Here is a 15320-nt window from a genome sequence, read left to right as displayed (position 1 = left end):
AGTAGGTTTACAAATGCCACTGTATAGCAACATCACTGTTTTTTTTAGCTTCATTTTGGCAAGAAAACAAAAATAGAAACAAAAATAAACAAGGTATTAAAGTTATCTTTTTCATATAGCTAAGTTAGCATATTGTTATAACATTGCTATCCAATTACGCTTACCTTCATTAAATGTGTGATCAGTTCATGATAAGGCTTAATTATGCTAAATCTTTCGATGGATTCAAAACCAGAATCTTGACCAAGATTATAGCTATAACATCATTTAATACATAGGCAAAAATATATTCATCAGAAATATCAATAATTTAAAAATCAGTATTATTTAAAATGCACAACGGGTTATTACTAAATTTCTATACCAAGTAAAAGTATTAAGTGTTTCGTTCAAATTATAAGACATCGCCACATCATATACCCGCTTAGGATAGCTGTATGCCTTATAACCAATATTGATAATGGGATTTAACATACTAATATGCGACCTAACAATTTTGAAGCGTGCTCTACTCAGTAGTTACTCAGGTGTAGGTGCTCATTTTTTAACGCGACGAAGAGAACGCAAATAATTTCCTGTTTTCTTTAAGACAAACACCACAGAACCTGCTTTCCAGGAAACAGTCCCCTTAACGCCATTTTTGATGATTGCCATAATTACCTGATTAGTTTATAGATAATCAAGATAAACATTAAAACGGGAACATCCTAATACCAAATTTTAGCTAATAGCAATTTTTAATCAATTTTTAGACAGTAATCAGTCAATATTGATACAGTCTACACTGAGTAATCACTGAGCAAGCACTGAACAAACACTGAAGAAGTAATGTTAAAAAGTATAATTTGGTAATCATCTGATCTTCGTTTGCTGCACCTAAAAATTAAAGAGAGGAACCTACTTTTGTGTAACAAAAATAAGTACAGAAGTTGATAGTGTTGGACCGGTTATATAGCAGCAATTGGTTCGACAAGTTACTATACCAAAGCGTCTGCTATTTTAAATACTTTTAGTATATCAAGAAATTGATTTTAAAAATAAAACTGGACTGTTATGATTAACGTGCAATATTTGATGTATGTCGTTACCTTGGGATTTATGGCTTGTCAAAATCCCGGAGGAGCAAACAAAGGTGACTCCCTGAAACAGGAAGTTTTAACAAGTAATAGTATGGAATCAAATGGTAGATCGCGCGAAAAAAAACTATTGGGATCTCCCAATGTATTTAAGCTAGATGACGCGAATAAAATGTTGAAATATATAGTAGATAATCCTCTAGATAGTGAACTTATTATTGATAGCTTCTATAGTTTCGAAAGACTTGCAGGAGATAAGTGGCAAGTAGTTCTCTTTGTTAAAAACCTGGTTTTTGAGGATATTACCTATGTTGCACCTTCACAAGGGTCAAAGACTGCTCAAGTAACTATTCGATAGATTATCCATCTTTTCTCCACATAAGCTTAAAGTAACAATATGGAATCCATCAAAAAGATTAATGTAGCCCTACAGAAATCTTATGTGGCTATTTGTGACATTAAAAGAACCATATTTAGTATGTCATCAATCTACCTGTTGTGAAATGAAAATGGGTGATTCTCTATAAAAACATGCTTCTACTTTCGTTGATTAGCCCTTTTTAACAAATTGCTTTTACTTTTTTATTAGCAGTCAGGATAGTGCAGGATGCTTAAGCTATATCGGATTTTTATATTTGAGGTAGCTAAAAAAAGCAACCCTTATACTTTTGATTATAAACAACTTATAGGTGCCTTTTATCCTGGGTCCTAATATCTTTAATAGAATATAGAATGAAAAACTTTAATAAAAAAGGAGGTTTAGGTATGGGAGAAGAATCGTACTAAGAACGAGCTTGAATAAAAAACCGATAGTGTTCTAGCACCATCGGTATGCATTTAAGGCCTTATTTTAAATTAATAGAGAGCGTCTAAACTCTTAATTTTAAAACCATCAAACCTTGCAAAGTTATGCAATATGATCAATTTAACAAAAAAATAACTAAGAATTTTACAGTCCAAAATTTATGTAGAACGCAGACTGAAAAATTTTCAAATCCGCTACTAGGACGTTCTAGTCTTTTGAAAGCATCATTATTATTGTCTGGAATATTTTATATTCAACTATCTCAGATTCAAGCTTCAGTGGTGGGGTATTCGGCTCCTGTCTTTGATTTGGAGGAAAATCATGGAATGCTTTTTAATAATAATTCAGCTAGAATTACCCGTAGCAATATCCAAGAGCAAATCACTGTTAGCGGTATCGTACGTGATGCAAAGGGACTTCCTATCCCGGGTGTTACTATACAGGTCAAAGGTACAGATGTTGCCACATCTACTGCTGAGGACGGGCGCTATGTCATAACTTTAAAGAAAGGCCAAAGTTTGTCTTTTCGGAATATAGGTTATTCTAGCCAAGAAATTGTGATTACAAAAGCAGGTGAGCAGCACATTACACTGATCAGTATGTCACAAGATATAGATGAAGTTGTGGTGGTGGGATATGGTAGTCAACAGAAAAAGGATGTTACTGGATCTATCGCATCGGTATCGATGAGTAATGTTCGGGGGCAAGCTATTGCTAGTCCTGATCAAGCCTTAACTGGCCAAATTTCAGGTGTGCAGGTAAGTACCTCCAATGGAACACCAGGAGGTGGTCCTAGGATTCGTATACGTGGAATTGGTGCTATCGGAGCAGGAGGATCGCCATTATATGTTATTGATGGATTTCCGGTTCCGTCTTCTTCAAGCGAACGCTCAAATCCTTTGACGGCAATAAACCCCAGTGATATCGAATCTATGACTGTATTAAAAGATGCATCTGCAACAGCAATTTATGGATCGAGAGGTTCTAATGGTGTTATCTTGATCAATACGAAAAAGGGTACAGTTGGAAAATTGAAGATCAATGTTGCGGCGAGTTCAGGTATTCAGGAAGTACCAAAAAAAGGTCGTCCCAATATGATGAATGCTATGGAATTTGCTCAGTTTCGTAAAGAGGCTATAGAAGATAAAATCCGATATGAGGAAGGTAGAGAACCTACATTAAATGATATTCCGGAAGAATATCGTAATCCTGAGACTTTAGGAGCTGGTGTAGATTGGTATGATGCAGTTACCCGAATTGCACCAATGTCTGATTTTAATGTGAGTTTTAGTGGTGGAAATGAACAGATACGCTCTTTTGTTTCGGCAGGTTACCTGAATCAATCGGGGGTGATGTTAAACACTGGTTTTGAAAGGTTTTCCGTCCGGGGTAATGTAGATGCCAATATCTCTAATAAATTAAAATTGGGGATGAATATTGCACCTACATTATCTTATCTCAAAGGAGGTGTTAGTGGGCAGGGTAGGGATGAATTTTTCGAAATTTCCACACCCGTTTCTACCATTTATAATGCAGATGGTACTTACAATCCATATATCGTTTCACCGGGTACTTTTGGGAATCCTAATCCAGTTATGTTCTTGAATGAACGTGTTGATAAAAGCAGCAAAATGAAAATGTTGATGAGTGCCTATGCGGAGTATAGCATTCTTCCTAAACTAAAATTTAAGACAACTTTTAACGTTGATTATCAGGATGAAAGTGGTGAATACTTTCGACCTTCAACTCTAGCAAATCAAAATGCTCCAGGACCGTCGATTCCCAGTGGAAATTATACACGTGGTCAATATATCAATTGGGCAAATGAGAATACATTAACCTATGATTACAGTTCGGATAATGGTCATGCAATAAGTGCGCTGGCGGGTTACTCCATTCAGTCCCAAAAAGATAAGTCAGCAGGGTTCAATGGGTCGCAATTCCCGGATGACGATATTCAAACCTTAAATGCAGCGGCTAGGATCACAGGTGGTACGGGCATTGAAGATTGGGCATTAATCTCTTACTTGGCCCGTGTAAATTACACTTTTAAAGATAGATACATCCTGACCGCATCTTTCCGTTCGGATGGTTCTTCGAGATTTGGTAAAGATAATCGATGGGGGTCGTTTCCGTCTGTTGCACTAGGCTGGCGGCTGTCAGAAGAAAAATTCTTAAAAGATGCGACTTGGGTTGATGAATTGAAACTTAGAGCATCATACGGTAGAAGTGGTAATTTCAATATTTCTAATTATGCGCCATTAAGTAGTATTGGAACGGGTAATTATGTCTTTGGTGGTAGTTTGGCACCAGGTCGTATTATGAACAGTTTAGGTAATAGTTTCTTAGGTTGGGAAAAGATGAAAGAGTTAAATATAGGTTTAGATTTTGCGACTTTAAATAACCGTCTGATAATTGCAGCAAACTATTACAAGCGTAATACCTTAGACTTATTGTTAAATACGCCGATTCCCCAGTCCTCTGGTTTTTCTTCTGTAACAGAAAACCGAGGGGATGTTGAAAATACCGGTTTTGAATTTTCCGTGAGTTCCATCAATATTACCAATGATAACTTTAAATGGAATACCGATTTCAACATTTCCTTCAATAGGAATAAAGTGATTGCTTTAGGAAGAAGCACTGACCCGATTTTCTCTGGGGCAAGTTCGGAAGGAAACTTTACTAATGTTACCCGAATCGGACAGCCTGTTGGTATGATCATCGGCTATGTGGTTGATGGAATTTATCAAAATCAAGCTGACCTAGAGAAATATGCTTCATTTCCAGGGGCTATTCCAGGCAATCTTCGGATGCGGGATGTGAATGGTGATGGAGAGATTACACCGAACGATGATTTTGACGTCATAGGCAATCCGTATCCTGATTTTACGTGGGGTATGACCAATACATTTTCTTATAAAAATTTCGACCTGCGTGTGCTGATGGTCGGATCAATGGGACAAGAGATGTTGCATGCCACGCGTTTTTACACGGATAATATTGATGGGGTTTTTAATGTACGTAAGGAGGTCGCAGATCGTTGGAGGTCTGAAGCAAATCCTGGTAGTGGATTAGTTCCGACGACAAATGGTACAGGCAGGGGTCGTGTTATGTATCGCGATACGCATTCCTTGTTTATAGAGAAAACGGATTATGTATGGATCCGTAATATCAATTTCGGTTATACATTTCCTAAAAGTATAAAGGGAGTGATCAAGGACATTCGAGTCTATGGAAATATTCAAAATCCTTTCTTGATTACGGGGTATGATGGTAATCCAGAAGGGACCAACATTAATAGAGGTGATATTAGTCCATTGGTGCAAGGACTTGACTACTCTGCTTATCCAGTTCCAAGAATCTATACACTCGGATTAAATTTCAATTTTTAAGTCTACTATTATGAACATAAAATATATTTTATTGAGTTTGGGACTACTTATCCTTTCCTCATGTAATCACCTATTAGATGTTAAACCATATACATTTTCCAGCGGTGATAATTATTATGAAAATGAAGGACAAGTCCTTCGCGCTGTGAACGGGGTCTATGGTCGCTTACAAGGTTTGTATACCAGTGATTTTTGGGCGATGACTGAAATGGTTGCTGATAATACCAACTATCAATATGATGAAACCGATAGAGGGGCGCAACAAAGGGAAGAGATAGATGAATTTTTGATAACCTCTTCAAATAATTATATCAATACTGTATGGGCAACATTATACAGTGTTATACAAGAGTCTAATGTTATCCTTAGCCGAATTGATCAGGTTTCTTTTGCCGACGAAGGTTTGAAAAAGCGATATGTAGGTGAAGTGAAGTTTTTACAGGCTTTCACCTACTTTCATTTGGTACGCTTATTCGGAGAAATTCCATTACACACGAAGGAAGTTGCGAATCCAACGGATGCTTTTATCAAAGGTAAGGCATCGGTCGAAGAAGTGTATGCGGTGATTGTGCAACATGCTAAGGATGCAATTACTAATCTACCAAATAGTTATGATAAGAATAATGCCGGACGTATTACTAAGGGCGCTGCTTTAACGCTATTGGGTGAGGTATACTTAACAAGAAAGCAATTTGCTGAAGCAGCTTCTACTTTTCAGGAGGTTACACAACTGGGCTATGCTTTATTGCCTGATTATGCGAATTGTTTCAGCCCAAATAATAAAAACAATGAGGAGTCAATATTCGAAGTGCAATATGATCAATCTGTTGAAGGTGAGAACAGTAATTTTATTTATATGTTCGGACCCCGAAATGGCAAGTTGAAGTTAGTGGGGTATTCTGGAAATCTTGGTGGATCTAATATTCCAACGCCAAGTATATATAACCTATATGAAGCGGGGGATTTGCGGAAGGATAAATCAATAGCCTTGTTCGATGATCCTTCAAATGCGTCCTATCAAGAGGCAATCGCTTTTGGTGGAAAAATGCCCTTCATCAAGAAATTTTATCATGCACCTTATATTGAAGATGGACGGTCCAATGAGAACTGGCCAGTATACCGATATGGGTATGTCTTATTGATGTTGGCAGAGGCGCAAAATGAGTCTGGAGTCGGAAATCCTTATCTAAACTTAAACTTGGTACGTAAACGAGCAGGATTGGAACCTTTATCAGGTTTGACCAAGGAAGGTTTACGGGATGCTATTGCAAAGGAACAGCGTGTCGAGGTTGCTTTTGAGAGCCATAGATGGTACCAGTTGTTACGTATGGGAAAGGCAGAGGAAGTCTTAAATGCTCACGGAGCGGCAGAGAAAAAACGTCTTTCGCGCTTAAGCTCGGCTTCCTATAATGTGCAGCCCTTTAAGTTATTGTTTCCTATTCCACAGCGTGAAGTGCTAACCAATGGAATTTCACAAAACACGGGGTATTAATCCATGATCTAAATCAAAACAATATATCAGCTTAACAAATAACAATGAGAAAAATTAATAACATGCAGCTCGTGTTGTTTGCCATTTTCCTGCTCATTTTGGCGGGGGCATGTCGTGAACAAATTAAAGATGAAGGTACTAAGGATGAGAATCCGAAGACTAAGAAAATTGTTTTACCTGAGGGGTTTGCTGTAGATCATATCTATAGCCCGTCGGATAATAAACAGGGATCATGGGTCGCGATGACCTTTGATGATAAGGGGAGGATGATTACCTCGGATCAGTATGGAGCATTGTTCCGTATCGAACTGCCACCGATAGGATCGGATACTACGATGAAGCCTAAGATTGAAAAGTTGGATTTTCCATTAGATAATCCCGCTGATACCAGTTCAACGAAAGTAGGAATTGGATTTGCTCAAGGTTTGTTGTGGGCGCACAATAGTCTTTATGTCGTCGTAAACCATAATCCTGATGAGCAGTTTTCGAAAGGTAGTGGCTTGTACCGATTACAGGATACAAATCAGGATGATAAATTGGATAAGATAACACAATTATTGGTCTTAAATGGTGAAGGTGAGCATGGGCCGCATAGTGTTGTACTTGGGCCAGATTCTGCTATATATTTAATTGCGGGTAATCATACTGATTTGCCCAAGATGGATGCCTATCGTTTACCTTTAAACTGGCATCACGATAATTTGTTACCTCATATCGTAGATCCACAGGGTCATGCCACCGATCGTAAAGAACCGGGTGGCTGGATTGCTAAAACCGATCCTGAGGGTAAACACTGGGAGATGATTAGTGGTGGGTATCGAAATCCATTTGATATTACTTTTAATGATGATGGCGAAATGTTCACCTACGATTCGGATATGGAATGGGATTTTGGGATGCCTTGGTATCGTCCAACACGGATCTGTCATGTAACAAGTGGTGCTGAGTACGGATGGAGGACTGGTAATGCCAAATGGGATCCCAGTTACCCAGATAACCTACCTGGTACGTTGAATATTGGACAGGGCTCGCCAACGAATCTACTCTATGCAAGCAAAGCGAAATTTCCTGATAAGTATAGAAATAGTCTTCTGGCATTTGACTGGAGTTTTGGTATTATCTATTCTGTTCAGTTAACACCAAAAGGAGCGACTTATGAGGCAAAAGCGGAAGAATTTATATCGGGATCTCCACTTGCATTGACATCTGGAGAGATTGGGCCTGATGGTGCTTTATACTTTTTGACAGGGGGGAGAAAGTTGGAGTCTGATCTTTATCGCGTGTATTATAAGGGACATGCTGATATTGAGGCTAAGAAAACAAAAAATGAAATTCCTAAGGGGATTGCCTTGCGTCGCGAGATTGAACAATTTCATAAACCTTCTGCACCAGGCACAGCTGAGAAAGTGTGGAAATACCTTGGTGATCCAGATCGTTTTATCCGTTATGCTGCACGTATTGCAGTGGAGCATCAACCCGTGGATACATGGAAGCATCTTGTTTTTCAGGAAAAAAATGTACTCCGTCTTACCGAAGCGATGTTGGCTCTGGCAAGAAATGGAGATAAATCATTACAAGCAGACATGTTTAATAAGCTGGCAACTATTGACATCAGGAAGCTTCCGCAACAGATGCTTTTAAATCTGTTGCGTGTTTATGAGGTCAGTATAGCTCGAATGGGGACACCTGTTGAATCGCAACGTATTCTACTTTCGGAGCGATTAGCGGGTTTATATCCTTCGAAGATAAACCTTGTCAATCGTGAACTGGGAAAAGTATTGGTAGCTATTGGCGATGCGAGTGTTGTACCTAAGACTGTACCATTACTATACTCAGCAAAGGATGATTCGACCAATACCAGTTTTATGAGTTCTTCTAATCTTATTTTGCGTAATCCACAGTATGGTCTGGATATCGCTGACATGTTGGCCAATATTCCTCCTGCGCAACAGATATTTTTAGCAACGATGTTGAGTTCTGCACATACGGGTTGGACCCCAGAATTGCATGATGAATATTTCAAGTGGTTCTATAAAGGTTTTGGTTACAAAGGAGGCAATAGCTACATCGGATTTATTGATAAAGCCCGAAAAATTGCACTGAGTCATGTAAATAAGGATAAATTGGCCTATTACAGTAAGATTTCTGGTGATTCATTGGTTAATCAATCGGGTAATAGACTAGCCGAAAAAGTTCAGAATGCCAAAGGGCCAGGAAGAGATTGGAAGATCGATACAGCGCTCAAATATATTAATGATAATACTGAGATACGTGATTTCAAACGAGGGGGTGAGCTTTTTGTTGCCTTGCGCTGTGCTTCTTGCCATACTATGAAAGGTTCGGGTGGTTCGGTTGGACCTGATCTTACTCAACTGGGAACACGTTTCTCTCCTAAAGATATGTTGGAAGCGATGATTGAACCCAGCAAAGTGATTTCTGATCAATATGAATCTAAAGTTTTTCATCTGAAAGATGGAACTAAGCAAATGGGACGACTGATGGGTGAAAGTGAAAAGAGTTATACCATTTCGCAAAATCCTTATGCACCGCAGTTAACGAAGGAAATTGCAAAAAAAGATGTTCAGGACATCAAAGTCTCCGAAGTTTCCATTATGCCTCCCGGAACATTAAATGTCTTGAATCCAGAGGAACTGCGTGATTTAATGGCATACCTCATGTCGGGAGGGAATGAGAATAATGACGTTTATAAAAAGAAAAATAAATAAAAGTGGATTTTTCAAAGAAAGATTGGTTGGAAAAAGTGTCGCACGTGGCACAGGTCGGTGGTATCGAGACTTCGGTTTTGGATAATGGAAGGGGACGTGGTACCCGTATTGCCTGGATAAATACAGGTACGGGATTGCGTTTTAAAGTTGTTATAGATCGAGCTATGGATATTGCGGATGCTTATTTCAACCAATTTAATTTGAGCTGGATCAGTAAGTTGGGGGTAACTGCACCGCAACCTTTTTCGGATAAGGGAGCAGATTGGTTACGCACTTTTGGTGGTGGATTGTTGGTTACTTGTGGACTTACTCATGTTGGTGGTCCTGAAGCGGATGTTTTTGGAAGTCGAGGACTACATGATCAGATTAGTAATATTCCCGCAGAAATTATTCATATAAAACAACCGGATTTGTTAAATGGAGATCTTGAAATATCGATCACTGGGAGGATACTACAGGGACATCCTCTTGGATATTATATTGAGTTGATTCGGACAATCCGATGTTACCTCGGGGATCCTACAATACATATTGAAGATGTGGTCCAAAATGTTGGTAATATGGATGTGCCACATATGCTGCTCTATCACTTTAACTTTGGTTGGCCCCTTGTGGATGCTGGTACTGAATTACTGTGGAATGGAAAATGGCAACCTCGGGAATCTGGTGAGTCTAATAAAATATTTAAAGCAGGTCTTGATTTTAAAACCTGTCAAGAACCTCGTGAAGATCATCGGGGGGCAGGAGAAGAAGCGGTGTTTATATCTCCTAAAAGCGATCAGAAAGGAAATAGCCATTGTGGGCTGTTTAATGAAAAGCTGGGTTTTGCGGTTGCGCTAACTTTTAAAAAGGAACAACTTCCTTGGTTGACCAATTGGCAACACTGGGGTCCGGGAGAATATGTGACAGGATTAGAGCCCGGTACAAATCCACCGTTGGGGCAAAAGTTGATGCGTGAAAGTAAAGAACTGATTTTTCTTAAACCTAAGGAAAAAAAAGTATACCAACTTTCTTTGAACATATTAGATACACGTGAAGAAATTCAGGATTTTAAGGATAACATGTAGATTATAAAACATAAATACGAAGGAATGGAAAATATAGAAAAAGCTTTTGAACAAGGTAAAGGGATTTTTAGATTGGCGCCAAACTGGGTGCCTAGGTCATTTTGTGTACCTGGAAGAAGGATAAAACTTCATCCAGACGATTATTATGTGCTGGGTGGTGAACGTGGCGGTATTGATGAGCGGTGGCTGTCTTCTACAACTCCTGCGAAAAATGGTCCTTTGACGGGTGAATTTGAAGGTCTTAGTTTCGTGGTGTATGAACATGAAGGTGAGATTAAACAACTTTTGTTGTCGGATTGCGTTTCTTATCTCAAAGAAAGATTGATTGGAAATCGTATCTGGTCTGATTACCAAAGCTGGCCTATGTATTCCAAATTCTTTGATAACATGGGGCCACTACCTCACCATATTCACCATAACGATGAGAAAGCGGCTTTGATTGGGCAAGCGGGCAAACCTGAAGCGTACTATTTTCCTCCACAGCTAAATAACCATGGAGGCGATTTTCCTTATACTTTTATGGGTATAGCGCCCGGAACCTCAAAAGCACAGATCAAAGAATGCCTGGAAAATTTCAGTAAAGGAGATAATAAGATCACAAATTACTCGCAAGCCTACCGTTTAGAACCGGGAACCGGCTGGGATGTCCCTCCTGGATTATTGCATGCTCCAGGTAGTATGTGTACCTATGAACCACAAAAAGCTTCTGATGTTTTTGCGATGTATCAATCCTTGGTTAATGAGGCGATCATTCCAGAGGAATTGTTATGGAAAGGAGTTCCTGATAATAAGCAGGGTGATTATGATGCTTTAATGGACATTATAGATTGGGATCTAAATGTCGATCCCAATATGATGGAGAACCGATTTATGTACCCTAAACCGGTCAAGGCAATTGCTGAAATGGAGCAATCTGGTTATAGTGAGAAATGGATATGCTATAAATCGACAGCATTTAGCGCAAAAGAATTGACCGTTTTTCCTGGTCAAACTGTTACGATCACTGATGGTGCGGCTTATGGATTGATTATGATGCAGGGTTACGGAAAGTTAAATGATTGGACTTTAGAAACACCGGCTCTGATCCGCTATGGGCAGTTGACCTACGACGAATATTTTGTTTCAGAATCGGCTGCGATGAAAGGTGTCATCATTAAAAATGATTCGAAAACAGATCCGATAGTCATGTTGAAACATTTTGGACCTGATAATCCGGATTTGATAATGGAGTCTTAATTACTAAAGATAAAAAACGTACAGATGAGCAAGAACAATTTTCCAAAATTGCACAATGCAACCTGGCCAGGTATTGTAGGCAAGGGCGATCATGAACCTATTATTTCTTTGGATGAGCTTTTAGAAAAAACAGCTCATGCTAATGTTGATGGTGTCAAATTTGACGGTATTGATTTAGGTCTTTTCAGTGCACATGTTAAACTAGATCCTACAGATGAAAATGTAAATTGGTTAGTAGATAAAGTGGGTCGTTATGATTTAGAAATCGGTACTTTAGTGGCACCCATCTGGTCGCCAGATGGTGGTTCTGCAATGGGTACTCAAGCAGATCGAGATCGCTTTGTAGCTGTTGTGCAAAAGGCAAGTGAGTTTGGTTATAAACTAAGAAAACAAGGTATTCGAACTAATAACGTGATCCGGATCGACTCGGCTACAAGCGTAGGTGAATGGGCTAAAAATCCTCTTGAAAATACCAAAATAATTGCGGAAACATTTAGACGTGCATGTGACGTAGCAGCTACGTATGGAGAACGACTTGCCGCGGAAGGGGAAATCTGCTGGGGTGGCATGCAAAGTTGGAGAACGATGCTGGAAACGCTGGAGATGGTGGATAGGGATAATATGGGGTTTCAGGCAGATATGTCTCATACTTTTTTATATCTACTGGGGTATAATGAACCTAAGGACCGGATTCTTAAAACTGATTTTCAATGGGAAGATAGAGCCGAGCTGGAACGTGGTCTTCAATTCTTGACAGATAAGCTTCGTCCATGGACGATAGATTTTCATGTTGCTCAGAATGATGGAACCGTATTTGGCTCGGGTTCGCATGATAAAACGGGAAGACATTGTTTGCCGACTGATCCGAATGGTAAGCTGGATATTGTAAAGGATGCTGGATATTGGTTGCGCGATGAGAATGGTAACCCAAACAAAGTTTTCGACCACATTTGTTGGGATGGCTGTATGTTTCCAAATGAAGTGATGCATAAACAAGAGACCTGGAATTCAATTCTGGAAACCATGATTAAAGTGCGAAATGCACATGGATGGTCGGTGTAAAAGGTTATAGACTAATTGTTATGAAGAAAAAAGAACTTAGAATAGGATTGATCGGTTGTGGATTTATGGGAAGAACTCATTCCAATGGGTACAAGCGGGTTGGTGATTTCTTTCCTGATTTAGCATACAAACCTATTTTGAAAGCGGTTTGTTCTAGAAGTGAGGATAAGGTTATCGCTTTTGCTGAGCAATGGGGTTATGAATCTTATGAAACGGATTGGAAAAAATTAATCAGTCGTGATGATATTGATGCTGTTGATATTTGTACTCCGAATAATATGCACATGGAAATAGCTGTAGCTGCGGCAGCGGCAGGAAAAATGGTTTTATGTGAAAAACCTTTGTCTAGAAATCTTGAGGAAGGGGCGCAGATGGTCAAGGCTGTGGAAACAAGTCAAGTTAAGAATACGGTATGGTACAATTACCGCAGGCTGCCAGCTGTTACTCTAGCTAAACAGCTAGTGGAAAGTGGAAAGTTGGGTAAGATTTTTCATTATCGGACGAACTTTTTGCAGGACTGGACTATAAATGAAAATTTACCACAGGGAGGCCGAGCTTTTTGGCGTATGGATGCCGAAGCTGCAGGTTCTGGTGTGACAGGAGATCTTTTAGCGCACTGTATTGATTTGGCCATGTGGCTTAATGGTGGTATTAAAGATGTTTCTGCAATGACAGAAATTTTTGTGAAGCAACGTCTACGTGAGGAGACTGGGAAAATGGAAGATGTCAAAATTGATGACGCTTGTATATTTCACTGTCATTTTGATAATGGTTCCTTGGGATTATTTGAATCTACCCGCTATGCTCGAGGACATAAGGCGCTCTTTACATTTGAAATTAATGGTGAAAAAGGCTCATTACGTTGGGATCTGCATGATCTTAATAAATTGGAATATTTTAATAATGCGGATGAGTCAATCGTTAAAGGTTGGCGCTCGATTCATGTGACCGATGGTGATCAACCTTATATGGATAAATGGTGGGTACCGGGATTATCCATCGGTTATGAACACTCATTTGTTCATCAAGTAGCAGATTTTCTAAAAAGTGTAGAAACTGGTGAAGAATGTCATCCTAATTTTCGAGATGCCTATGAGACCCAAAAGGTGTGTGAAGCCGTTTTATTGTCTGCTAAAAACAAATGTTGGGCGGACACTGATGTAGATTGGAACAATTAATGTTAAATTAACTTTTAGCTCATAACAATGAACAAGATGATAAAATATGGATATCTGACTGCTACAGCTTCGCTTTTCATGCTGGCCTGCAATGCCGGAAATACGAAACATGATCAGGGGCAGCATACCGTTCTTGATAGTTCAGTACAAGAAGGGTTTGTCGCAATGCTTGATTCTAATACATTGAAAGGATGGGAGGGAGACAGTAGCTATTGGCGTATGGAGAGTGGTATATTGATTGGTGAAATTAAATCTGATGCAGAACCTTTAAAGAATAATACTTTTTTAATCTGGAAAGGTGGTGAACCGGGGGATTTTGTACTGAAATCCCAATTCCGAATTTCTGCTGATGGCAATAGTGGTATCAATTATCGTAGTGAACGTCTTACGGAATTACCCTATGCACTGAAGGGGTATCAGGCTGATATTGATGGTCAACATCATTATACAGGTCAGAATTATGAGGAACGTAATCGTACTACGCTAGCTTATCGTGGACAGCAGACAGAGATACCGAATCCAACGGTAGATGAACCCGGCGCTTCCAAAGGAAATGCCTGGAGTACCCTGATCGTGCGAGATACTTTGGCGACTGCTAAAGAATTGGCGGATGCGGTTAAAGTGGGCGATTGGAATGAAATTGAAATTGTTGCAAAGGGCAATAAGTTATCCCATTATATCAATGGAAAATTGATTTCTGAAGTTGTGGATAATGATGAGCAACATCGGAAGCAGCGTGGATTGATCGGTGTGCAGGTCCATGTGGGACCACCGATGAAAATCGAATATAAGGATATGAAAATTAAAATGTTGGACTAAATTATCATAATCATTTTAAATAATTTTTTAAAAAATGATTATATGGTCATTATGATCTGTGTTATATGCCGCATATTTAAATAGATTTTATGCATAACAATCTTTTGGTTAATTTACCTTAATTGCCAATGGATTTGAAATTAGGTTTAAGAACAAAAAGCGCAACTTCACGTTGTGCTTTTTGTTTATTTGTGTTTCTCATTTTTTAGGTTCCTCTCATAGGCCATTGAAATAGGACTAGCTCTCTTTATCTCTTAATACGAAGTGTTTTTGTCGAATTTTAGTTCAGTTATAAAAAGTTGGAAAGACCTTATAAATTTTACTAGTTTTGTTTCGTAAATTCTGAATCTCGTTTACTTTCTCCATTCAAATGAAGAGATCATACCCGGAAAGTATTTCATTAGTTTAGTAGATGTTCTATTTGAATGAATTCGGATAATGAAGTTCTCTTGTAATGGGGGAGTATT

The 15320-nt window shown here is 39.0% G+C and carries 9 protein-coding genes and 1 pseudogene; all 10 read left to right on the top strand.

The window, feature by feature from the left end; genetic code table 11:
- Positions 1–173 precede the first annotated feature (173 nt).
- Positions 174–331: pseudogene (locus EDF66_RS26615) on the top strand (IS982 family transposase); the annotation flags it as partial.
- 722 nt (positions 332–1053) lie between these two features.
- The gene (locus EDF66_RS11990) at positions 1054–1434 is read left to right on the top strand and encodes a hypothetical protein (protein WP_132842893.1); all 381 of its coding nucleotides are present in this window, start codon (positions 1054–1056) and stop codon (positions 1432–1434) included.
- A 551-nt stretch (positions 1435–1985) separates the two neighbouring features.
- Positions 1986–5273 (top strand): SusC/RagA family TonB-linked outer membrane protein, encoded by a 3288-nt coding sequence (locus EDF66_RS11985; RefSeq protein ID WP_132842891.1) that lies wholly within the window; start codon positions 1986–1988, stop codon positions 5271–5273.
- Positions 5274–5283: 10 nt separating this feature from the next.
- On the top strand, positions 5284–6765 hold the full coding sequence (locus tag EDF66_RS11980) for a RagB/SusD family nutrient uptake outer membrane protein (RefSeq protein WP_132842889.1): 1482 nt from the start codon (positions 5284–5286) through the stop codon (positions 6763–6765).
- 44 nt (positions 6766–6809) lie between these two features.
- Complete coding sequence (locus EDF66_RS11975; RefSeq protein ID WP_132842887.1) at positions 6810–9491, top strand: c-type cytochrome; 2682 nt, start codon at positions 6810–6812, stop codon at positions 9489–9491.
- Between the two features lie 2 nt (positions 9492–9493).
- Positions 9494–10558 carry an aldose 1-epimerase family protein gene (locus EDF66_RS11970; RefSeq protein ID WP_207898618.1) on the top strand — a complete coding sequence of 355 codons (1065 nt, stop codon included), beginning with the start codon at positions 9494–9496 and terminating at the stop codon, positions 10556–10558.
- 24 nt (positions 10559–10582) lie between these two features.
- Positions 10583–11794: a hypothetical protein gene (locus tag EDF66_RS11965; protein ID WP_132842883.1), complete on the top strand. Its 1212-nt coding sequence runs from the start codon at positions 10583–10585 to the stop codon at positions 11792–11794.
- Positions 11795–11818: 24 nt separating this feature from the next.
- A complete protein-coding gene (locus EDF66_RS11960; RefSeq protein ID WP_132842881.1) occupies positions 11819–12856 on the top strand; it encodes a TIM barrel protein in 1038 nt (345 codons plus the stop codon).
- A 20-nt stretch (positions 12857–12876) separates the two neighbouring features.
- Positions 12877–14034: a Gfo/Idh/MocA family protein gene (locus EDF66_RS11955; protein WP_206368406.1), complete on the top strand. Its 1158-nt coding sequence runs from the start codon at positions 12877–12879 to the stop codon at positions 14032–14034.
- A gap of 27 nt (positions 14035–14061) precedes the next feature.
- Positions 14062–14853 carry a DUF1080 domain-containing protein gene (locus EDF66_RS11950; protein WP_132842879.1) on the top strand — a complete coding sequence of 264 codons (792 nt, stop codon included), beginning with the start codon at positions 14062–14064 and terminating at the stop codon, positions 14851–14853.
- The last annotated feature ends 467 nt before the right edge of the window (positions 14854–15320 follow it).

This window comes from Sphingobacterium sp. JUb20 (assembly GCF_004342035.1).
GTDB classification, from domain to species: Bacteria; Bacteroidota; Bacteroidia; order Sphingobacteriales; family Sphingobacteriaceae; genus Sphingobacterium; species Sphingobacterium anhuiense.
This window is presented reverse-complemented; position numbering and strand designations above follow the sequence as displayed.